Origin of the sequence: Mucilaginibacter sp. JRF (genome assembly GCF_015223065.1) — a bacterium.
Taxonomy (GTDB): domain Bacteria; phylum Bacteroidota; class Bacteroidia; order Sphingobacteriales; family Sphingobacteriaceae; genus Mucilaginibacter.
The window spans coordinates 68484-91780 of sequence record NZ_JADFBY010000009.1 but is presented as its reverse complement, the minus strand read 5'-3'; the positions used below and the strand labels follow the sequence as shown (position 1 = coordinate 91780).

The 23297-nt window shown below is 44.4% G+C and carries 21 protein-coding genes; 15 read left to right on the top strand and 6 right to left on the bottom strand.

All coding sequences use genetic code 11. From position 1 onward, the window contains the following. Positions 1–181 precede the first annotated feature (181 nt). Together IM792_RS18145 and IM792_RS18140 are read left to right on the top strand one after the other, a co-directional pair. A complete protein-coding gene (locus IM792_RS18145; RefSeq protein ID WP_194103323.1) occupies positions 182–2551 on the top strand; it encodes a glycoside hydrolase family 127 protein in 2370 nt (789 codons plus the stop codon). A gap of 130 nt (positions 2552–2681) precedes the next feature. Continuing rightward, positions 2682–3080 (top strand): VOC family protein, encoded by a 399-nt coding sequence (locus IM792_RS18140; protein WP_194103322.1) that lies wholly within the window; start codon positions 2682–2684, stop codon positions 3078–3080. 61 nt (positions 3081–3141) lie between these two features. Here the strand turns inward: IM792_RS18140 and IM792_RS18135 are convergent, their stop codons facing one another. Further along, positions 3142–4800, bottom strand: coding sequence for a M1 family metallopeptidase (locus IM792_RS18135; RefSeq protein ID WP_194103321.1), 1659 nt, complete (start codon positions 4798–4800; stop codon positions 3142–3144). 139 nt (positions 4801–4939) lie between these two features. Here IM792_RS18135 and IM792_RS18130 point away from each other — a divergent pair, with 139 nt between their 5' ends. From IM792_RS18130 to IM792_RS18120, 3 genes are all read left to right on the top strand, one after another. Next, the gene (locus IM792_RS18130; RefSeq protein WP_194103320.1) at positions 4940–6163 is read left to right on the top strand and encodes a dicarboxylate/amino acid:cation symporter; all 1224 of its coding nucleotides are present in this window, start codon (positions 4940–4942) and stop codon (positions 6161–6163) included. Between the two features lie 110 nt (positions 6164–6273). Continuing rightward, positions 6274–7518: a PepSY-associated TM helix domain-containing protein gene (locus tag IM792_RS18125; protein ID WP_194103319.1), complete on the top strand. Its 1245-nt coding sequence runs from the start codon at positions 6274–6276 to the stop codon at positions 7516–7518. 79 nt (positions 7519–7597) lie between these two features. Then, positions 7598–8350, top strand: coding sequence for a DUF3575 domain-containing protein (locus IM792_RS18120; protein WP_194103318.1), 753 nt, complete (start codon positions 7598–7600; stop codon positions 8348–8350). On the opposite strand, the gene IM792_RS18115 is transcribed toward IM792_RS18120, so the two are convergent. The 3 genes from IM792_RS18115 to IM792_RS18105 form a co-directional block, all read right to left on the bottom strand. Then, on the bottom strand, positions 8347–8706 hold the full coding sequence (locus IM792_RS18115) for a DUF1801 domain-containing protein (protein WP_194103317.1): 360 nt from the start codon (positions 8704–8706) through the stop codon (positions 8347–8349). The genes IM792_RS18120 and IM792_RS18115 overlap by 4 nt on opposite strands. 20 nt (positions 8707–8726) lie before the next feature. Beyond that, positions 8727–9083 (bottom strand): hypothetical protein, encoded by a 357-nt coding sequence (locus IM792_RS18110; protein ID WP_194103316.1) that lies wholly within the window; start codon positions 9081–9083, stop codon positions 8727–8729. Between the two features lie 119 nt (positions 9084–9202). After that, positions 9203–9535, bottom strand: coding sequence for a TfoX/Sxy family protein (locus tag IM792_RS18105; protein ID WP_194103315.1), 333 nt, complete (start codon positions 9533–9535; stop codon positions 9203–9205). 95 nt (positions 9536–9630) lie between these two features. On the opposite strand from IM792_RS18105, the gene IM792_RS18100 reads away from it, so the two are divergent. The 6 genes from IM792_RS18100 (at position 9631) to IM792_RS18075 (ending at position 15954) form a co-directional block, all read left to right on the top strand. Beyond that, positions 9631–11091 (top strand): ATP-binding protein, encoded by a 1461-nt coding sequence (locus tag IM792_RS18100; protein ID WP_194103314.1) that lies wholly within the window; start codon positions 9631–9633, stop codon positions 11089–11091. A 109-nt stretch (positions 11092–11200) separates the two neighbouring features. After that, positions 11201–12619 (top strand): ATP-binding protein, encoded by a 1419-nt coding sequence (locus IM792_RS18095; protein WP_228085248.1) that lies wholly within the window; start codon positions 11201–11203, stop codon positions 12617–12619. A 46-nt stretch (positions 12620–12665) separates the two neighbouring features. Further along, the gene (locus tag IM792_RS18090; protein ID WP_194103313.1) at positions 12666–14324 is read left to right on the top strand and encodes a response regulator; all 1659 of its coding nucleotides are present in this window, start codon (positions 12666–12668) and stop codon (positions 14322–14324) included. A 17-nt stretch (positions 14325–14341) separates the two neighbouring features. Continuing rightward, positions 14342–14614 (top strand): UBP-type zinc finger domain-containing protein, encoded by a 273-nt coding sequence (locus tag IM792_RS18085; protein WP_194103312.1) that lies wholly within the window; start codon positions 14342–14344, stop codon positions 14612–14614. Between the two features lie 11 nt (positions 14615–14625). Continuing rightward, positions 14626–15075 carry a DoxX family protein gene (locus IM792_RS18080; RefSeq protein ID WP_194103311.1) on the top strand — a complete coding sequence of 150 codons (450 nt, stop codon included), beginning with the start codon at positions 14626–14628 and terminating at the stop codon, positions 15073–15075. A 69-nt stretch (positions 15076–15144) separates the two neighbouring features. After that, the gene (locus tag IM792_RS18075) at positions 15145–15954 is read left to right on the top strand and encodes a glycosyltransferase family 2 protein (protein ID WP_194103310.1); all 810 of its coding nucleotides are present in this window, start codon (positions 15145–15147) and stop codon (positions 15952–15954) included. An 11-nt stretch (positions 15955–15965) separates the two neighbouring features. Here IM792_RS18075 and IM792_RS18070 read toward each other — a convergent pair whose 3' ends face one another. Continuing rightward, positions 15966–18776 carry a PAS domain-containing hybrid sensor histidine kinase/response regulator gene (locus tag IM792_RS18070; protein ID WP_194103309.1) on the bottom strand — a complete coding sequence of 937 codons (2811 nt, stop codon included), beginning with the start codon at positions 18774–18776 and terminating at the stop codon, positions 15966–15968. A gap of 561 nt (positions 18777–19337) precedes the next feature. Here IM792_RS18070 and IM792_RS18065 point away from each other — a divergent pair. From IM792_RS18065 to IM792_RS18050, 4 genes are all read left to right on the top strand, one after another. Beyond that, positions 19338–19688, top strand: a complete 351-nt coding sequence (locus tag IM792_RS18065; RefSeq protein WP_194103308.1) for a hypothetical protein — start codon at positions 19338–19340, stop codon at positions 19686–19688. A gap of 225 nt (positions 19689–19913) precedes the next feature. Next, on the top strand, positions 19914–20108 hold the full coding sequence (locus tag IM792_RS18060; RefSeq protein WP_194103307.1) for a hypothetical protein: 195 nt from the start codon (positions 19914–19916) through the stop codon (positions 20106–20108). Positions 20109–20363: 255 nt separating this feature from the next. After that, positions 20364–20765 carry a response regulator transcription factor gene (locus tag IM792_RS18055; protein WP_194103306.1) on the top strand — a complete coding sequence of 134 codons (402 nt, stop codon included), beginning with the start codon at positions 20364–20366 and terminating at the stop codon, positions 20763–20765. 32 nt (positions 20766–20797) lie between these two features. After that, positions 20798–21997, top strand: a complete 1200-nt coding sequence (locus IM792_RS18050; protein ID WP_194103305.1) for a sugar transferase — start codon at positions 20798–20800, stop codon at positions 21995–21997. Positions 21998–22624: 627 nt separating this feature from the next. On the opposite strand, the gene IM792_RS18045 is transcribed toward IM792_RS18050, so the two are convergent. Then, positions 22625–23239 (bottom strand): acyltransferase, encoded by a 615-nt coding sequence (locus IM792_RS18045; protein WP_194103304.1) that lies wholly within the window; start codon positions 23237–23239, stop codon positions 22625–22627. Between the last annotated feature and the right edge of the window lie 58 nt (positions 23240–23297).

The window sequence follows — 23297 nt, the reverse complement described above, 5'->3', positions numbered from 1 at the left end:
TAACAAATTAGCCTATACTTATTACATTTTACCCAAAAACCTGACCTGTATCATCTCCCGAAAAAAAGAGGTCAAAATATGCACAGTATAGGCCAATAACCACGCATAAAGCAATATATCCACTACCTAACTTAGTGCCTTGTTCACTTAACGCGCAGCGTTGTTAATTATACCTTTATATATGTACCTCAAAAAAAGGAGTAAATTATTTGCCGCCCTTGTTACGGGCTTGTTGTTCAGTCAGGCATCTATGGCACAATCATACCTGCCCGAGCTTAATGATAAGCAAATGGCCGTAAAACCCAAGGCTCCGCTTAAGGCTTATGCCTTTAACCTTAAACAGGTAAAGCTTTTGCAAAGTCCGTTTAAAACGGCTATGGATAAGGATGTAGCTTATTTACTGTCAATAGAACCGGAAAGGTTACTGTCTGATTTTCGCGTGCACTCCGGCCTTAAAGCCAAGGGCGCTAAGTACGAGGGCTGGGAATCATCAGGCCTTGCGGGGCATAGCCTGGGGCATTACCTATCGGCCGTGGCGCTGCATTATGCCTCAACCGGCGATGCTGAATTTTTAAAACGAGCCAACTATATAGTTACCGAACTGGGCGAATGCCAGGTTGCCCGCAAAACCGGCTACATAGGCGCCATACCTAAAGAAGATACCATTTGGGCCGAGGTAGCCAAGGGCGATATCCGCTCGCATGGGTTTGATTTGAATGGTGGCTGGTCGCCGTGGTATACGGTGCACAAGGTGTTTGCCGGTTTGCTGGATGCCTATTTATACACCGGCAACAAACAGGCGCTTAAGGTTGCCGAAGGCCTTGCCGACTGGACGGGCAACACCGTTAACGGCCTGAACGACGAGCAGCTGCAAAAAATGCTTTTCTGCGAGTATGGCGGTATGGCCGAAACGCTGGTGAACCTGTACGCCATAACGGGCAAGAAAAAGTATCTCGACCTATCGTACAAGTTTTATGATAAGGTGATACTTGATCCATTAGCTGAGCAAAAGGACATTTTGCCCGGCAAGCACTCTAACACGCAGATACCTAAAATTATTGCCAGCGCCCGCCGTTACCAGGTTAATATGGATGAAAAGGATGACCGTATTGCCAAATTCTTTTGGAAAACGGTAGTTACCGATCACTCCTATGCCACAGGCGGCAACAGTAATTACGAATACCTGGGCCCTGCCCGCAAGCTGAACAATACCCTTACCGAAAGCACTACCGAAACCTGTAACACCTATAATATGCTTAAGCTAACGCGACATCTGTTCGCGCAGGCACCATCAGCGTATTTGATGGATTATTACGAGAAGGCGTTGTACAACCATATCCTCGCATCGCAAAACCATGATGATGGCATGATGTGCTATTTTGTGCCTCTGCGAATGGGTGGTCGCAAGGAGTTCAGTTCGCCGTTTACTACGTTTACCTGCTGTGTGGGTTCGGGTATGGAGAACCATGTTAAGTATAACGAGAGCATTTATTTTCAGGGTGCTGATGGCAGTTTGTATGTAAACCTGTTCATTCCATCGGTATTAACCTGGAAAGAGAAAGGCGTTACCATTACCCAGCAAACCAACCTGCCAGCTAATGATGAAACTACGCTGAACATTGGCACAACAAAAACCACCAAATTCACACTGCGCCTGCGCAAGCCAAGCTGGACAAATGGCTACACATTAAAAGTTAATGGCTCACCAATAGAGGCTACGCCGTATGCTGACGGTTACCTGGTAATCAACCGCAGTTGGAAGAATAACGACAAGGTTAGCTTTACTATGCCCGAGCATATTTATACCGAGGCCATGCCTGATAATACTAATCGCCAGGCGGTATTTTATGGCCCGGTATTATTGGCTGGCGTGTTAGGTAACACCGAGCCCGACCCAATGAAAGGCACCCCGGTATTTGTTACCAGCGAAACCGACCCGAACAAATGGCTGCAAATGGTGGATAAGGATCAACTAAGTTTCCGTACGGCGAGCATTGCGCAGCCTGCTGATGTTACTTTGGTGCCGTTTAACCAGGTTAACAATCAATATTATTCTGTTTACTGGGATGTATTTACGCCTGCCACCTGGGCCGTGCAGCAAAAGGCCTATGAGGAGCAGCGCAAAAAGCAACAGGAGCTTGAAGCCCGTACTACCGACCTGATCCGCCTGGGTGAGATGCAGCCTGAACGCGACCATAACTTTACCGATGAGCATGGCGAAACCGGCGAGGATCACCAAAAGAAATTCCGTGCGGCACATCGTGGCGGCTTTTTGGAGTATACCATGAAAACCGACCCCAACAAGCAAAATACGCTGATAAATACCTACTGGGGCATGGATAACCGCGGCCGTGTGTTTGATGTTTTGGTTGATGGCGTAAAGATTACTACCGAGGATCTGAATAAGTATAAGGAAAGCCGTTTTTACGATATTGAATACAATATACCTACCGAGCTTACCAAAGGCAAAAGCAAGGTTACCATTAAGCTACAGGCCAAACCGCAAAACAGCGCAGGGCCGGTTTACGGCAGCCGCATGGTAAAACAATAGCGCCGCTTTTGCATTATAATTATAACGCCTTGCTTGTTGCAGGGCGTTTTTTGTTTGCAGATAATAGCCTGTTACTATTGACTTTGTGAACAAACGGAACTAATTTTAGGTAAACCAAAAACACTGAATCATGATCTTTAAAAACGCCATTAGCTGGTTTGAAATACCGGCTGCCGACATTGCCCGTGCGCAAAGCTTTTACGAACGGATATTTGATATTAAGATGGACAGGCTTGAGTTTGAGGGTGCCGTTATGTGCATGTTCCCGATTGAAGACCCGATGACCGGTGTGGGCGGCGCGCTTTGCCAGGTATCTGATTTTCATCAGCCATCGGCCAATAGCGGTGCCATGATCTACCTGAATGCCAACCCCGATGTGCAAACCGTTGTCGACCGTATTGAGGCGGCCGGTGGTACCATCATCGTACCTAAAACAGAAATATCGCCCGAGTATGGCTACATGGCCGTGTTTTTAGATACCGAGGGTAACCGTATAGCACTGCATTCGGTGCCTGAGAAATATCTGTAACAAAAACAAAGGGTATCTCCATTAAAACGATACCCTTTGTTTTTATATCACCTCACCCTGATTATGATGTGGTGATATAATACATCTTCACAATATTCTCCGGCTTAAGCAATTCGTGGTTATTGCCAACGGTTATGGTTTTCCACTCGGTTGTCGGGCTGAGTTTTATTTGGTTTGTTTTATCCTTTAGTACCAATGGCAGGTTAAAGCCAGGGATGCAATTGGTATAACGATACCTTAATATCTTACTATCAACATTGTACTGCAATTCCAAATTAGGTATTTGCGTGGTGGTAAGGTATTGCTGAAACACCTTTTTATAATCAAACTTAGCCCTACCCGATATATAGTTCTGTATCTGCGCGGCAGTTACCGTTTTGTGGTAAAACTGCTTGTTCAGGCCGCGCATAATATCGCGAAACAACACATCATTATTAATGCTATGCCTTATGGTTTGCAGCATGTTACCGCCTTTGGGGTACATATCGCCGCTGCCTTGCGCGTTCACATTATACGGCGGAATGATGGGCGTTTTGTTTTGGATGCCATTGCGAATGCCGAAGTTATAATCGTTACCGGCATCAACACCAAAGCGGTAATCAACATACAGGGTTTCTGAGTAATTGGTAAAGCTCTCGTGTATCCACATATCAGCCAGATCGTTACTGGTAATGTTGTTGCCGAACCATTCGTGCCCGCTTTCGTGCACAATAATAAAATCCCATTTCATACCCAGGCCTGTGCCCGAAGCATCTCGCTGGCGGTAGCCCGGTTTGTACCAGTTGCCGTAAGCTACAGCGCTTTGGTGCTCCATACCGGTGTGCGGCGCATCAATCAGTTTATAGCCATCCTCATAAAACGGGTACGGGCCAAACCAATGCTCAAAGGCCTTTAGCATATGCTTTACCTCAAAAGGCATATAGGTTTTAGCTTTGGGCAGATTATAATCAAGCACCCAATAATTCAGATCGAGCTTGCCCTTTTCGCCTTTGTAAACCTCGCTAAAGTTTACATACTTGCCTATGTAGGGTATAATATCATAATTGTTGATGGGGTTAACCACCGCCCATTTGTACGTGGCCGTACCGTCATTATTTTTGGTGTGCGATTGCAGGCGACCATTGGCAACGGCCACCAATGTATCAGGCACTATCATGGTAAGTGATGCGCCTTTATCCGGCTCGTCAGACTGGTGATCTTTACACGGATACCACACCGAAGCGCCAAGGCCTTGACAAGTAACAGTCATCCAGGGGCGGTTAAGCGAATCCTTGGCGAATGTCCAGCCGCCTACCCATGGTGGCCTTACCCCTTCTTTGGGCGTTCCCGAAAAATATACGGCCAGCTTATGTTCGGTTTTCGCGGCTTGTTTGCCAACCGTAACATGCCAGGCATTACCATCGCGGGTGTATTTTAGTTTCTTCTTACCATCAAGCAAAATACTGTCAATATTCAGCGGCTCCTGCAAATCAACCTGCATTAAGGGCGAATGCCTGGCCGAAAGCACTTTGTAGGTAATAATATTTGAGCCCGATGTTGTTTTGGTATTATAATCGGGCTTTACGGTGATGTCATATTTCAGCACGTTCCACCAAACACGCTCGCGGTTAATGGCGCCACGCAACGTATCGGCACGGGTATAAGTTTTGGGTTGGGCCTGCGCAAGGGTGCAGCCCGTTAATAGTATACCCAGCAGGGTAATTCGTGATCGTAAAAACATAGCGACTAAATATAAGCTTATACCCGGCAAAACACAGCAGGGCCACCGGCAAAAATAGTTTACAAAGGCATGGCTTGCCAACCGCTTATTAGCCCGTTTTTTACATATATTAGCCCGCATCGTATCTCAAAAACCCATAATGAGTAACTGGCTTAAAAACTACAGCGGAATTTTATGGCTACTTAGCGGCGTAACCGCCGGTGCCATTGCCGGTTTGGTAATGGGCAAACAGGTGGTTATACTAAAGCCACTGGGCGATATTTTTTTGAACCTGCTGTTCATAGCCGTGGTGCCGCTGGTTTTCTTCGCCATATCATCGGCCATTGCCAACCTGAATGGTACCAACCGTATAGGCAGGTTGCTGAGTACAACGTCGCTGGTATTTTTGGGCACCATATTGGTATCGGCCACGGTGACCATAATCGCGGTGCGCCTGTTCCCGATACATGAACAATTGGTGGCACCTGCCATTAACGAGCAGATCAGCAAAAAGCCCTTTGGCGAGCAATTGGTACAGCTTTTTACCACGGCGGATTTTTATCAGTTGTTCACCCGTTCGAGCATGCTGGCCATGATACTTTTTTCGGTACTGTTAGGCTTTGCCGTGTTACGTTCAGGTGAGGATGGCGTGCGCTTCGCCCGCTTTTTAAACGCCGGGAATGAAGTTTTCAAGCAACTTTTTATCATCTTAATGAAGATAGCCCCTATCGGTTTGGGCGCTTACTTTGCTTACCAGGTAGGGTATTTCGGGCCGAAGCTGTTTGGGGCTTACGCAAAATCATTAGGCTTATATTACAGTGTGGGCGCGGTATATTTTGTAGTCGGCTTTAGCGCTTATGCTTTTATAGCCGGAGGCGTTAAGGGCGTTAAACGCTACTGGCAAAACAGCATCATTCCATCGGCAACGGCGGTAAGCACTTGCAGTAGTATTGCCACCATACCCGCCAATTTGGATGCCGCCAAAAAAATGGGCGTGCCCGATTATATCACCAACATAACGGTGCCGCTTGGCGCCACGCTGCATAAGGATGGTTCGAGTATATCATCTATCGTAAAAATGGCGGTGGTGTTCGCCCTGTTCGGCAAAGGGTTTGATACTCCCGAGATCATCATCAGCGCTCTGGCTATAACTGTATTGGTAAGTATTGTTGAAGGCGGCATACCCAACGGCGGTTACGTTGGCGAATTGCTATTTATATCAGCTTACGGCTTCCCCCCCGAAGCGCTCCCTCCTGCTATCATCATCGGTACACTGGTTGACCCGCTGGCTACCCTGCTCAATGCCACCGGAGATACTGTTGCCGCCATGCTTGTTGCCCGCTTTACCAATGGCAAAAACTGGATGGATCAGCAAGCCGCATAGCCCTGCCGGTCGCTTTGTATCTTAAATGTTATAACACGCTTTCACAATTGTTTTAAATTAATCTAAATAAGATTATATTTTTGCGATAGCAAGTGCTATTAACGTAGTTTATGATCTGGAAGCGAATTAAAGATGTAGCAGCCTGGCTGCATTTATGGGTTGGCCTGGTTACGGGTATTATAGTGGTTATAGTAGCGGTAACAGGGTGCATACTTGTATTTGAGGATGAGCTTTATGATGCCGTACACCATGATCTGGTCGAGGTAAAACAAACCGGCCTGGCCAAACCAGTTTCTGAACTACTGGCCATCGCGCAAAAAAAGCTGGGCAAAAAAAAGCCGATCAGCGATATTGAGGTGACCGAACCCGGCCGCAGCTATGTATTCTCGGCATCAAAAAGTAAAAAAAAAGACAAGGTAGGTCTGAGCTATTTTAGCCAGTACAAATATCGCGATGTGGTATACGTTAACCCCTACAATGGTAAGGTACTTGGCGTTATTGACCGCCGCTATGAGTTTTTTAACGTTGTGGAGCAATTGCACCGCCAGCTATTGCTTAATAAACAGGTAGGAAGCGTTATCATCGGTTCATGTATACTGATGTTCCTGCTGATCATGATCACCGGGTTTATTATCTGGCTGCCAAAAAACCTGAAACAGCTTAAGCAAAACCTCAGCATTAAGTGGAAAGCGAAGTGGAAGCGTGTTAATTACGATCTGCATAACAGCCTGGGCTTTTATGCGCTGCCTGTGGCTATGCTCATTGCCATAACCGGGTTGGTATGGTCGTTCAAGTGGTGGGAGGATGGTATTTACCGCATATTGGGCTCGCCGGGTAAAGAGGTATTGACCCGTACCGCCCCTAACATTGGTAATGCCCCGGTTAGTAAGGGTAGTACTTTGGAAGTTATATTAGCCGATGTGCAAAAACAAATGGCAGGCAATTACACATCCATCGGCCTTAACTTACCCGAAAAAGATGAGCAAACCCTGATGGCTATCGCCACCCTGAAAAACCGTATTGATGGCTGGCGCGATGTAAATTATTACTACTACGATATACGAAACGGCAAGCAGTTTGACAAGCTTGAGCAAAGCCAAAAATCATTGGCATCTAAATGGCGTAACTCCAATAAGGAAATACATACCGGACGCATTTTTGGCCCTGTAACGCAGATACTGGCCTTTTTAGCGAGCCTGATATGCGCATCATTACCCATAACCGGCTTTTTAATATGGTGGGGTAAACGCAACAAAAAAGGCAAAAAGAAGAAGCCCGTAATCAAAAGCGACACTGCTGTAAAGCGCCCCAAACCGGTACTGAGATATACCAAAGCGCAATCTATTAATCAATAGTTAAATTTTAGAAACAAAAACGGGGTGCCGGCTATTTATTGTTTTAACAGTTCATCGCTAAACAATAACTTTAAAGCCAATGCTTACTCTTAAATTCCCCACTAAGCTAACCGGCCTTGTTGGCTGCTTATGCCTGCTCAGCTTTGCATCAAAAGCTCAAACTGTTGATTCCGATGGCGACAATTTTGTAAAACTCAACGTGTCGTCGCTATTCCTGAAAACCTTTTCGGTACAATATGAACGGCCTGTTGGTCAAAAAATATCTGTCGCCATGAATATGAGCTTCAGGCCAACATCAGCCATTCCCTTTAAAGGGACGATAAAAAACATTGGTGACAACAATAACTTTTCGCGCCAGATAGATGGACTGGATATCGGGCATTTTGTGATAGCGCCGGAGTTCAGGTTCTACACCGGGTCGCAGGCCGGGCGTGGCTTTTACATTGCGCCATACGCCCAATACACACATCAAACCGCCAAATTACCTTTTAAGTATGATTATGATGGCGCCGAAAAGGTATTGCCCTTGTCAGGAAGTATAAACAGCATAACCGGCGGCCTGATGTTTGGCGCGCAATTTAAATTAAGCAAACTTGTATACCTCGACTGGTGGATATTAGGCGCTACTTATGGCACTGCTTCGGGCAAGGTTGATGCCCGTGCACAGCTCGACGAAAATGAGCAACAAGCCGTACGTAATGAACTGGATGCCTTTAATCAGAACGATTTTATAAAGACCGAATACACTGTCGATCAAAACGGCGCCAAAATGGATGTTGATGGTCGCTGGGCAACCGTACGTTTGGGCCTGGCTTTAGGTATACGTTTTTAAAGTTGACCGTATTTCATAGCCGCTATGTCGCTAAGCATGGCGGCTATTACATCCATATCCATTTTTTGTGGCTTGCTGAACCTGATGCAGCTTTTACCGATAGAGGCATTCAACCTGTCGTGATATTTTGCGATCAGCTCGGTACCTGTAACGTATAGCGATATGTAATTCTTTTGGCTATTAAAGGCTACGTCGGCCACCTCGTTTAGTGTATAAGTGGGCATACCGTAAAGCATGCTCTCGGTATGATTGCTCAGCTTTTCGCGGCACAGATCGCGCAGGGTGGTTATCGCCTCCAGACGGTCGGCAGGCACTTCCTTTAAATATTCATCAACGGTTGCGGCTTTGCTTTGCATAAAGTCAATAATTTATAACATCACGATGTAATTGAAAACCTGACAGTGCCTTCACCGGAATTTACTGTCCTTGTACTTTCACGATAAACAAATCTTACCGATCCCGGGCCAACTTTTTGATCAGATGTTTGAAAAGAATAGTCGGCTGTTAAGTTATCACCTTCGTCAACTGTAATGATATATGTCTTGTTTTCGGTTCCGCCAACTATTTCAAATACCTGTTCGCCCTTTTTATCACTTACAATACTTATAGTATAAGTTCCACCATCCGGAACTTCAGTGATGATGATTTCCATTGGACTTGAAGCCGGTCTTTTTTGGTCTTTTTTACAGCCAACAAGTAAAACTAATGTTAGTAAGAAGAATAGGTTTTTCATAATGATTAAGAATTATTTAATAATCAAATCTAAAAACCACTTCAACTATAAACAATAGTTAAACAGTTAATAATTGTTAATTAATTTAAGCAACAATAAATTAAAACATCTTTAACACATTACAATTTACTATTTAATACTGCATTGTATTTAAGCGCCTTGTTAGCCCAAATCAATACATCATTCTCGGTGTTCAGTACCCCTTCGTCAACGTGTATGTAACCTTTCATAACACGGCTTCCGCTCATCATTTGGCTTACGCCGGGCATTTCCAGTTCGGTATCATAATTATCCGGATCGAGGCGGCAAAGCAGGTAATCTTTCCCCACGCAAACGCACAGTTTATCATCAACCATAAAACATACGCCGCCAAACATCTTCTTTTCAAACACGTCAGGCAAATGGAACAATACGTTGCGTACCATATCTAACAAAAGCGGGTTGGCTGCCATATTTAATATACTAAATATCAATATTAACTATTACATTTAATAGTACGTATAAGTTAATTATACATCTATAGCTATATTTGCTAACCGATCTTCCTATGAACGCTACCCTCTTTGATATTGAACAGGATATGTTGCGTGTCATTATTAATGAAACGCCTACACCTACCGCCCTCTACACCGGTAACGATCTGCTTGTAAAAATAGCCAATAAAGCCATGCTAAAAGCATGGATGAAGGATGAAACCGCAATTGGCCAATCGTTTTGTAATGCCGTGCCCGAGCTGGCCTGCCATCGTTTAAGCGACCTGTTGCGTGAGGCCTATCAAAACAACAAGCTTATTGAACTTAAGGAAGAACGTGTTGACATAACGGTAAACAACCATACCCATACCAACTATTATAATATATGTTTTAAGCCGATATGTAATGCCGATGGTATTGTTTGGGGCGTGCTGCATACATCAATTGATGTTACCGAAGAATTTGAGGCCCGCTTTAAACTGACCGAAGCTCAGGAGCGTTTACAACTCACTATTGATGCCGCCTGGCTGGGCACCTGGGGTATTGATGCCACCACCATGACCATATTTCCATCTGCAAAAACAAAGGCGTTTTTTGGCATTGGGCCTGATGAGGAGCTTTTGTTTGAATACGCGATGGAGTGCATCGGCGACCCGTATCGCCAAATGGTTGTTGATACGGTTACAGATGCTCTTGAACATGGTGTAACCGCCGACCTGGAATACCCTATAACCAACCCCAAAACCGGCAAACAACACTGGGTGCGTACCAGCGGTAAAGTATATTATAATGCTGATGGTAAAATAACCAACTACTCGGGCATCATGATAGATATTACCCAGCACAAGCTGGAGGAGATGCGCAAAAATGATTTTATAGCGATGGTTAGTCATGAGCTTAAAACGCCGTTGACGTCCATTAAATCGTACATACAAATATCAATGAGCAAGGCGCAAAAAATTGGCGAACCGTTTATTGCCGGTGCTCTTGCCAAAGCCGATTTGCAGATAGTGAAGATGACCAAGATGATACGCGGTTTTCTCGACCTGTCAAAACTCGACTCGGGTAAGATCACCCTGTCACCCGAGGCATTTGATATTAGCGAACTGGTGACGGAGGTGGTTGCCGATGCGCGGTTCATCAACAGTAGTCATTTTTTTGAGATAGACCGCAACGATAGCGCCACCGTAAATGCCGACCGCAACAAGATAAGCCAGGTGCTGGATAACTTTTTGAGCAATGCCGCCAAATATTCGCCCCGCGAAACGCAGATATTCATTAACTGTGTGGTGCGCGAAAATGAAGTTACCGTATCAGTAACCGACAAAGGTATCGGTGTAAAAAAACAGGATCAGGCCCGGTTGTTTGATCGTTTTTACCGTGCCGATAACGAGATCATGAAATCAGTTGCCGGTTTCGGCATCGGCCTGTATATAGCCGGCGAGATCATTAACCTGCACAACGGTAAGATATGGGTAGAGAGCGAGGAGTTTGAGGGAGCCACCTTCTATTTCAGCCTGCCCTTATCGACTTAAGTCTACTAATAATATCAAGCTTTTATACGTACTTTGGTAGTTGCGAATAATCCATTATTTGCCGTGTTTTGTATAATGCATATATTAAAAATGTGCACTACTTTTACTCATGAAAACAACTACCTCTATGCATACTGTTACTGTTGATCAGCTTAAAAAAATTGAAAACCTGCAAAGTGTTCCTGCTGAGCAATTGCAATGGCTTATTGACGAAAGCCATGTAGAGGAGTTTGAGCCCGGCGAACGTTTGTTTGAGGCCGGATCGCCTTTGGATGTTACCATGGTGGTATTGGAGGGCAGTTTCAGGATATGTATGCCGCAGGGCAACAGCATCCGCGAAATAGCGGTATTGAACGAGGGTTCAATAACAGGCTATCTGCCCTACTCGCGCGGCAAAAAACTGACCGGTTACGGCGAATGCGTCCGCAAAATGACCTCGCTGATATGCCCTGCCGAAAAGATACAGCATGGCATCAAAATAAACTACGAGCTTACCGAGGCGCTGGTACACATCATGACCAACCGCGTGCGCGACTTTACAGCCCTGCAACAACAAAACGAAAAAATGATGGCGCTGGGCAAGCTATCGGCTGGCTTGGCGCACGAGTTGAACAACCCGGCGGCGGCAATTGTACGTAACACAGCAGCACTAAAGGATCAGCTGCATAAATACCCGCATATTTTTAAGCAGTTGGCAGCCATAAAACTTAAAATGAGCGAGGTTGACCCGATCAACACTTTTATACAGGAGATCATCAACAGGCCGGATAAACCGGTGCTGGGCATGCTCGAAAAATCATCAAAAGAAGATGAGATGATGGATTGGCTGGAAGACCACGAGGTAAACAGCTACGAGATGGCCGAAACGCTGGTTGATGTTGGCTTCGCGGTGAACGATCTGGACAAACTGAAGCTTAAGGTAGCTGATGATTGCGTATCGCCGGTGTTGGTGTGGATAAGCAATACGTTGATGACCGACAAGCTGGTATCAGACATTGAGGAAGCCTCGCGCCGGATAAGTGAGCTGGTTACCTCCGTGAAGAATTTCACCCACATGGATATGGCCGCCGACAAGCAGTTGGTTGACATTAAGGAGGGTATCATCAGCACGTTAAAAATGATGATCTACAAGATCAAGAAGAACAACATTAACATGGTGAAAAGCTTTGCCGAGGATCTGCCTAAAATAATGGCCCGCCCCGGCGATCTGAACCAGGTATGGACAAACCTGATAGATAATGCCCTTGATGCAATGGAAAGCAATGGCGGCGACACGCTGAAGATAAGCACCCAACGCGACGGCTCATTTGTGCAGATAAAGATAACTGACAATGGCCCCGGCATACCCGAGGATATACGCAGCCGCATATTCGACCCGTTTTTTACTACCAAGGCTATGGGCAAAGGTACAGGCATGGGGCTTGATGTGGTTAGCCGCATAATACAGCAGCATAATGGCACCGTTAAGGTAAAATCGAAACCGGGCGAAACAGAGTTTGAGGTATGTTTGCCTTTAAACCAGGAATAACATTTTTTTACATAGAATCACCAATCTACCATCACTATAACAATCAATGGATCAGCCAATAATATTTTTGATTGACGACGACCCGCAGGTTTTGCGGGCCATAAACCGCGACCTGCGCGCTAAATACCGTCAGGATTACCGTATACTAAGTACATCATCAGCCAATGAGGCATTGAACAGCTTGCTCGAACTGAAAAACAAGGGCGAGGTTGTGGCCGCCTTTATATCAGACCAACGCATGCCCGAAATGCAGGGCGTTGATTTTTTGACCAAGGCTATGGTATTCTTCCCCGAGGCAAAGCGTGTTTTACTCACCGCCTACTCGGATACAGATGCCGCCATTAAGGCCATTAATGATGTTAAACTGGATTATTACCTAACCAAACCCTGGGACCCACCAGAGGAAAAACTATACCCGATAATTGACGATCTGCTTGATGATTGGCAGGGCGGCTATCGCCCCGATTTTAAGGGCATTAAGGTATTAGGCTACCAGTTTTCGCCGCAAAGCCACGAGGTTAAGGAGTTTTTAGCCGGTAACCTGGTGCCTTACCAATGGATTGACATGGCCGATGAGGAAGGTACACGCCTATGCAACGTAAACAATCTGCAACCCAAAGATTTCCCGGTGCTGATATTTGAGGATGGCGAGGTGGTAAAAAAACCAAGTATTATTGATGTAGCCTCAAAAATTGGACTTAACCCAAGGGTAAGCAATAATGTTTACGATGTGGCCATTGTTGGCGCAGGCCCCGCGGGATTGGCTGCTTCTGTTTACGGTGCATCCGAAGGTTTAAAAACTTTGCTGATAGAACGCCACGCACCGGGCGGACAGGCGGGTACAAGCTCTCGTATCGAAAACTACCTGGGTTTCCCGAGTGGCTTAAGCGGATCTGATCTGACCCGCCGTGCCGTTACGCAGGCCACACGTTTTGGTACCGAATTTTTGTCGCCGCAAACGGTTAAGGAGATACGTATTAAGGATGGCTACAAGGCTATCATCCTGAATGATGATACTGAGATAAACGCCAAGGCCATCATCATAACCACCGGTGTTGACTACCGTAAGCTGGAAACCAAGGGCGTAAACAGCTTTACCGGCGCGGGCATATACTACGGCGCGGCCAATACCGAGGCCCTCTCCTGCCGCGATAAGCAGGTGTATATTGTGGGCGGCGGTAACTCTGCCGGGCAAGCGGCTATGTATCTATCAAAGTTTGCCAAGCAGGTTTGTATCATCATCCGCAGGGAAGATCTGACTTCTACCATGTCGGCTTACTTAATTGAGCAGATAAGCGGTGTATCAAACATCTGCCTGAAACCTTGCAGCGAGATAACCGAGGCCGAAGGTGATGATAAACTTCGCGGACTAACTATAACCCATTTAAAAACCGGCGATGTTGAAAACGTTGAGGCCGATGCTTTGTATATATTTATAGGTGCAAAACCTTATACCGAATGGTTGGGTACCAACATTATTAAGGATACCAAAGGCTTTGTTGAAACCGGCCGGGAGCTTAACCGTTACGATGGCTTTGGCAAAATATGGAAAATGGACCGCGACCCGTACATGCTGGAAACCAGCACACCAGGTATTTTTGCCGCGGGCGATGTACGTGCCGGTGCTATGAACCGTGTGGCATCAGCCGTGGGCGAGGGCTCAATGGCCATCAGCTTTGTACACAAGTATTTGGCCGAAGTTTAATTTAACCATATTAGTATATGGAACAACCAACAACATGCAGCCACATCAGCACCATAACCGAGGTTACTATAGGCGATGAATATGTTTGCGATGAATGTATAAAAAATGGCGGTACGTGGGTTCACCTGCGTACCTGCCAAACTTGTGGCATAACGCTTTGCTGCGATGCATCGCCACGTAAACACATGACCAAGCATTACCACCGCTCGCAACACCCGGTAATAGCCTCGGCCGAGCCGGGCGAACGCTGGCTGTGGTGTTACCCTGACGAAGTATTCAGCGAATATTAAACCCAAGCGGCATGAAACCTTTAGTTGTATTACTGATAAGCTTTGTATTTGCCGCCGCATTAATAATTTTTACTGATTATCCCGAAGGTTATGCCCTTGCCGCGCGTATAGCTATGGCCATTATGCTCATATTTACAGCGATGGGACATTTTGTGTATACCAAAGGCATGGCGTTAATGATACCGCCATTTATCCCCTTTAAAAAAGGATTAGTATACATAACCGGCGTTATTGAACTTTTAGGAGCCATTGGTTTGTTGCTGCCTACACTGGCACGTGTTACCGGCATAGCGCTCATTATATTTTTTGTGCTGATATTACCCGCCAATATTTATGCCGCGCTAAACAAGGTAAACTACCAAAAAGGCACTAATGATGGCAGCGGAGCCACGTATCTGTGGTTCAGGGTGCCGTTGCAGCTGCTGTTTATTTTATGGGTTTACTATAGCGCTGTGGCGTAGAATGTATCTTATTTTTTAAAACAAGCGTATAACAACCTATATTACACAAAAATTGTTACGCATTTGTTAATGAAATCTGTTTTTATCCCCTCGTACATCAAGCAATATCTTATTAAGGATCATTCGGCTGCCAACTTTGAGCATATACGCGCCGCCTACAAACAGCTTTCAAAAGATGCTGAACCGCTGATATCGGTAGTGATGCCTGCTTACAACGAGGAGGAAAACATTGTGCAAACCCTTGCATCGTTATGCAACAACGTAACACAATGGCCGGTAGAAATTGTGGTGGTGAACAACAACTCTAAGGATGCTACCGAGCAGTTAATAAAGGATTGTGGTGTAAACTACGTACTCGAAACCACGCAAGGCATAACCCCCGCCCGTAATTGCGGTTTGGCGCAGGCACGCGGCAAGTATATATTGAATGCCGATGCCGATACCATTTACCCTAAAGACTGGATACAGGAAATGATAAAACCGCTGGTAAACAGCGATAAGGTGGCCATTACCTACGGCATATTCTCATTTATCCCCATTGGCAGTACCGGCCGTGTTACCTATTATTTTTACGAATGGTTTGCTGAGTTAAGTCGCTTTTACAATACCAAATTCAAGAGCGAGGCTGTTAACGTTTATGGCTTTAACTCAGGCTTTCGTAAAGAGCAGGGCTTGCAGGTTGATGGCTTTAACCACCCGGCAGGCACTAACGAGGATGGTTTCCTGGCCCTGAAACTTACAGGCAAGGGCTTCGGTAAAATGCACCGAGTATCAAGCACCAATGCCGTGGTGTGGACAACAGACCGCCGCATACAAATTGACGGCGGCCTATGGAAAGGTACCTGGAAACGCCTGAAACGTTTACTGAATATCAAATAACTTTATCGGCATTAAAAAGCATCCGGGTAATCGGCTTTTAGCTGTACCCTCACCTGCTCAAGTTTAGTTACCACTTCGCCTATTGTAGCGTTAGGATCGGCGGCGGTTTGCTTTTCAAGTTCGCGGATAGGATCTTTCAATACATCAACCCCCATATTACCCACGGTTGATTTTAGTTTGTGCGCCAATGCCGAAACAGCCTGCCAATCATTGGTTGAAGCGGCATCCTGCATTTTATTTACATCCTGCGCGGTTATGTCGCAGAACATCTTGATCATTTTATTATTGAAAGATTGATTGCCTTTGCTGATGCTGTCAATAATCGACAGATCGTATAACTTAACATTAGTATCCATTAATTGGGGGGTATTTTCTATTGGGGTATCTGTATTCGCTGCCGGTTCAATGGCAACTTCTTGTTCTGTAATAACTTCTTTTTCAATAACAACTTCAGCCGGAACTTCAACTTGTTCAACTGGTATCTGTTGTTTTTGAGGTTCGATATGGTTACGGCTCCGGCCTTTGTCCTTAGCTAAAACCTCTGTGATCCTTTCGTACAAATGCTCCTCTGAGTAAGGCTTGGTCACACAATCGTTCATGCCTGCATCCTTGTAGTATTTGCTATCGCCTTTTAAGGCATTGGCAGTAAGCGCAATGATGGGCACACTATTATGCAACGGATCGCTCAATTGCCGTATTTGCCGTGTTGAGGTAATTCCGTCCATTTCGGGCATTTGTATGTCCATCAATATCAGGTCGTAATAATTGGTTGATGCCTTTTGCAGTGCCACGGCGCCATCCTCGGCAACATCAACAATACAATTCCATGATTCGAGCAGCGTTTTAACCAAAAACAGGTTTAACTCCACATCCTCAGCAACCAGTATCTTTTTGCCTAACAGTTTTTCCGGATCTATCTGGTTATCATTACCCGCAAAACGTTGGGCGTAGGCCATTCCTTTTTTAAGGGTGATGCTGAAAACAAATTCGGTACCTGCGTTAAGTTTACTGTTAACTTTAATATGGCCGCCCTGCATTTCAACCAGGCTTTTTACAATGGCCAAGCCCATACCGGTACCGCCCTGCTGGCGGGTAAGGCTGCTTGCCGAACGCATAAACGGATCGAAAATAAATGGTAACCTATCCTCACTAATACCAATGCCGGTATCGGCCACGCCAAACTCTAACAGCACCTTATCATTAGCATTGTACAATAACGCTGTTGATACTGTTATGCTGCCTGTTTTGGTAAATTTAAGGGCATTGCTAAGCAGGTTTGACAGTATCTGCGCAAAGCGAGATTCATCACCTATTACCACAAATTCATCCGGAAAGCGATTTTTCAAAACCAGCTCAATGCCCTTTTGCTTCGCCTTTAACTGAAACAGCTGCAAGGTACGCGACAGCTTATTGCTGATGTTGAACGGACGGCTTTCGAGCTCCAGGTTGTTTGATGTGATCTTTTCCAGATCGAGCAGATCGTTCACAATGGTCAGCAAACTATCAGCCGACTCGGCAATGAGTTTGTTGTAGCCCTGCTGCTGATCGTTTAACTGTGTTCGCGATAATAACTTATTCACACCCAAAATACCATTCATGGGTGTACGTATCTCGTGGCTCACGTTAGCTAAAAATACTTCCTTGGCCTTGGCGGCATGTTCGGTTGTGATTTTTGCTTCGCGGAGTTCCTTTTCAATATTTATACGGTCGGTAATATCGTGTGAGAAACCGATAATGTACGGATCATCGCCATCGGCACCGGCCAAATAGCTTTGGTAAAACAGGTATACTATATCCTTACCGTTACGATGCACGGCCCTGAATATACCACGGGCTTTACCATCGGTTTTTAACTTATCCAGGTATAAACGTTGCAGTTTACCCTGATCAAAAACCGGTAATAACGATGCTATATTTTTTGCCGTTACCTCACGCTCGGTGTAACCCAAAGTATTGGTAATAGCCGGGTTAACACTCAAAATATTGCCTTGTATGTTATGCGTATATATCAACGCCGGACTAAGATCATACTGCTCGCGGTATTTCTTTTCGCTCACCTGTAGCAAATCTTCGGCGCGCTTGCGGTCGGTAATATCAAAGCTGTAGCCTACCACAAATTTCACTTGCTCATTATGGTCAAGCACGGGGTACATGTGCCTCAGCTTATATAAAACCTCGCCTTGTTTGTTAACCACCTTTTCTTCCCAGCGCTTTATCTTGCGCGAATCCATTACCTCGTTAAAGTGCTTGCGGCGTTCAACGGCCAGACTTTCGGGGCGGTTGGTAAGCCAGCAAAAATCCTCGTCGCGCAGGCCTATCATACGTTCGCGCAGGGCGGTATCGCGTATGGCGGCGGGGTTAATGAACATGTACCGGTGCGCGGTATCAAAAACCACTACTTCGGCCGGTATCTCATTCAATACATCAAAATAAAAATCGAGGCGGCCACGCATAGCCGAATCAGACAGGTTGATGCCATTGCCATCAATACTGCTGCCGGTTACGGCATTACCCGCAAAAAGATACTGATCTGTCGATTTAAGGTATTCCAGCTGCCCGTGTATGTATATACCCTGATCGCTCTCGGGCACAAGGGTTACAGCACGACCGATAAGGGCACTCATGTAATTGGTGCTTAAACGCTCCTCTTTATCAGCTATCTTAAAAGAATTAATGAAACTATCGCCCGGATGCAGGGTAATGATATTATTGAGCGCAGTACCGCAGGCATCCACTTTTAATTCGTGATTACTTATCAGGATGTAATAAGGAAACAATCGTCCTAGTTGCTCGGCATTAAAAAAAAAGTGCGATACGTTCATCAACCAATAATATACGTTAAGCCGAATTAATATTTAACCCTTGAATAATATTTGTAAGCTATAATTATGCGCACAAATTAGTTAAATATTTATTACGATGGCATACCAACCTATATACTGTTTTTGATGAAATAATGTTACATCTGATTTTTTTTAAATGATTTTTCAATACGTCCTTATATACCTGTATTCTTTCATTTCCATTAAAATATCACCCAATTTACTAAGCGGATTGTGAGCAGTTATTTGTGTAGCATGCTATCGCCTTTTTCACACATAAATAAAATAGTTACAATAAGTTACCAACATTGTTAATATTCTTTAAATGATTAATAAACCTTATTATAAAATTCTTAAAACGATTATTTAGCTTCAAATGTTAGCTGCACATTTATAATCATCAATTGTTTACAAAACTTTTAAACCCTCTGATTGGGCTAAATGTGGACAATTATTTAAAACGATAATTTTTTTATTAATATTAAAAACGTTCCTTTGTGTACATTATATGTGTATCTGAGATACATCTACCTGCAAATAAAATTTAATATCACTCATTACGTGGATAGAACTACTCATCACGGACAGCTAATTGAATATGCTGTGCGCAATAAAGGCATAAACTTAACCGACCTGGCCGTTGAATTAAATGTGAACAGACGAACTATATACAATTGGTTTGAATCATCTTTTTTAAAGAAAAATATAATTCACCGTATCGGTTTAACCATCAATCACGATTTTTCAAATGAATTTCCTCACCTATTTACTGCCGATACATTTAGCAGCGATAACGTAAGGCATTCAAATATCGCTTCATCTAACAATGATTCATCTGAATGGAAGGATAAATACATTGATCTGTTAGAGAAATACAACCAGGTATTAACTGTAATGAACAACAGAATCTAAACTCCATATTTACAGAAAAGCCCTTTAACATTACTGTTAAGGGGCTTAACTAAAAATTACACTTTACGCTTCTCTCCTGCTTACTCGGGATCTACCGTCTGAAATCAATCTTTAAATTTTCTGGTCTGCTTATTACAACGTTTGTTTAAAATCAAAACAGGGTAACAAACCCGTTACAGTTTTCGTATACAAGGCCATAACATTTAAACTATTGATTTACTACTGATGACAAAAAAATCTTCAACTCCACTTTACCAGCGTAAACTACACACGCTGTTGCAGGTTAACAACACATCCGACGATCTGATCGACTGGCTGTTCAGGGATGCCCGCAGCTTCAGAAACCTGCAAGTTAACTGCATTTATTTCACCATTACCAACAAGATTATAACCAAAGCGCAAACTAATTACATTAATTAGTAGGATTATTTGGCATATCATTACTACACGAGAGGTGGTGGGAAGCGTTCATATATGAAACATATTGATTGAAAAATACGTTTACATGCATATAATTTTACTCACTTCTTCACTACCCAAATCTGTCCCTTTTTGCGATATTTATAGCTGATTAAGCCTGTTAATAAATATATCACATTAAAATAAATGAAATTTTAATTGGCAGATACACAAACGTTGGATATTTTTATACAAAAAATGCACACTAAATAATCTATGGCATTTACTGATACTGATAAAGTAAAAATACTTGTTGTTGAGGATGACCCGTATATGCAGATCATTCTGAACGAGTTTTTAAGCAGCACATACGAGGTGGAGATATGTGATAACGGGATGGATGCGCTTGCTTTTTTACAAAACGGCAATATACCGAACCTGATATTATCTGATTATAACACTCCGGAGATCACCGGCCTCGCACTTATTGAACAGGTAAAGGCGAGTGATTTTTTTATGTCGATACCCATCATCATCCTATCGGGCGAAGAAAGCTCAGAAAAACGCATTAAGTGCCTCGACAGCGGCGCTGATGATTTTGTTGTAAAACCTTTCAATCCGGCCGAGCTTGCAGCTCGTATCAGAGTAGTGTTGAGGCGCGTTGAAAGGCCATTGTAAAAGATAGAATAGAACAAGGTATAGATCATTATATGTCAGAAATTAACACACCGGATAGCCAGAATATTATTGCGCTTGTTAATTGTACAAATAACATTGTAGATGTTTTTAAGGAGCTGAACCTGCCCGTTAAGGATGTTGTTTGTTATAATGATGGCGATGAATTGATCAGCGCGTTTGAAAAGGGTGAAAAAATTGCTGCCGTAGTATCGCAAAGTGAGATATTGGCACCCGGTGGTGTGCAACTAATTGAGGCCATCAAGAAGGCTAAAAGAGATATACCACCTTTCTTTTTAGTGGTTAATCACCTGAGTGGCAACCTGCGCAAGCTGGCGCTTGAGTCGGGTGTGGTTGATGTGTTCTGGCAGCCCCTTGTTAACCAAAATATTGAATCGCGCATAAACTTTACCCTTGCGCAATGGAGCAAGCTAAAAACCAATTTAGCTAAGGAAGTTCCAACTCCTAAGAAAACGCCTATCGGCAAACGTATTTTTGATATAATCTTCGCCGGTGGCGTGCTGCTGGCGCTTTCGCCGTTATTCCTGATCATTTACCTGGCCATTAAGCTTGAATCACGCGGACCAGCATTTTACTATTCGCTACGTGTGGGTACAGGTTATAATGTGTTCAAGTTCTATAAATTCAGGTCGATGTATGTTAATGCCGATCAGCGTGTTAAGGACTTAAAGCACCTGAATCAGTATACCATTGATTCGCAAAACAAACAGGAAAAATCAGCAAGCGATAATACTAACTTTTTGTGCGCCGAATGTACTGTTTATGGCAAATGCCAGTTCCCGGTACATGCCGACAAGGTAACCTGGTGCGAAAAGCAATACATCAGCTCAAAACGTGAAGCCGGTGATTCTGCATTCTTCAAGATCAAGAATGATCCGCGTATAACCAAGGTTGGTAATTTTATACGCAATACCAGTATTGATGAATTGCCTCAGCTATGGAACGTTATTAAAGGCGACATGAGCATTGTGGGCAACCGCCCGCTGCCATTATACGAGGCTGAAAAACTCACCACAGATAAGTATGCCCTGCGCTTTGCCGCCCCGGCAGGTATTACCGGCCTATGGCAGGTTGAAAAGCGAGGCAAAGGCGAAATGAGCGAAGAAGAACGCCTGATGCTCGACAATTACTACGCCGAGCACCACAGTATTTGGAACGATGCCCGTGTGATACTAAAAACTATACCGGCGCTGTTGCAAAAGGAGCAGGTGTAAGCCTCACATCTCTTACTTTTATGTCATTTCGAGGAGGTACGACGAGAAATCTGTCTGCTTTGTTTGAACGCGTGCAAATATCTTTTAATCAACTTCTTATAAATAACTTTACTTAATAAGTTGCAGGAATAGTTTGCGAACCCCTCCCTGCCCCCCCCAAGGAGGGAATTTATCTTAGCACCACAAAAACACAAGCCGTAATAACCTAATCCTCCGGCCTCTTAATTTTCGGATAGCAGGTTGATGCACTACCTTAAATAGAAAATTAAAAAGCCGGCGATTTTTGTTTCTTTTGATCGCTCAAAAGAAATTGAGGACAGGTAATGAAGATACTGTGCTATTATGAAAGGATTAAAGTTTATTCCGCAGATTGTGCTTTAATGAAAGTTAGTCTGCTCTTGGCCGCAGAGGCCAGTTACTTTACCTTAGATGCAAAGTAACCAAACATCAAGCCGGAAAAAACCTTCATCCGCACAGGCCATACTCCCTGGCCCGGTTTTCCGGCAGGCCGACACGCTTTTTTTGAAGAACATAATTATATTGAATTCCTCCCCCTCGGGGAGGATTTAGGAGGGGTTTTATGACGAGAAACTTCTCGCTAACGCATCGAAACGACAGTAAAAACACCTACACCCTTACCCAATCATTCACCTCAAAATCAAATCGCTTAATTACCTTAGCCGGGTTACCTACAGCTACTGAATAGGGCGGAATATTCTTCGTTACTACGGCACCGGCGGCTATTACGCTGTGTTTGCCGATGGTTACACCCGATGTGATCACGGAATTGGCGGCTATCCAGCAATCGTCCTCCACAACTATGGGGGCTACCAGTATTTTTTGGGCGTGGATAGGCTGATTAACATCACGATACTCATGGTTTAATCCGCTGGCTACTATGTTTTGGGCGAAGATAACGTTGTTACCTATACTCACCGGACCAATTATTACATTGCCCATCCCGATCAGCGAGTTATCGCCTATAAATACATCACCGACACCATTATTGATGGTACAAAAATCCTCAATGGTTGCGTTAGCTCCTAACTGAAACTGATTAAAGGGCAACACATCCATACGGGTACGGCGACGCACTTTTGAGCCCTTCCCCTTTTTATGGATGAACGGATTTACAAACCACTTTACCCAAAGCCGTGGCCGCGCTTCGCCGGTTGGTATCAGCATCCAATGTACCAGCTTTTTGAGCTTGGGGTTATTCTTTATGTTATCTTTTAAAGACATGTTTTTTTGAGTGATTAGTGATTGGAGGTTAGAGATTAGTTAGTTGGTAAATGGTGAA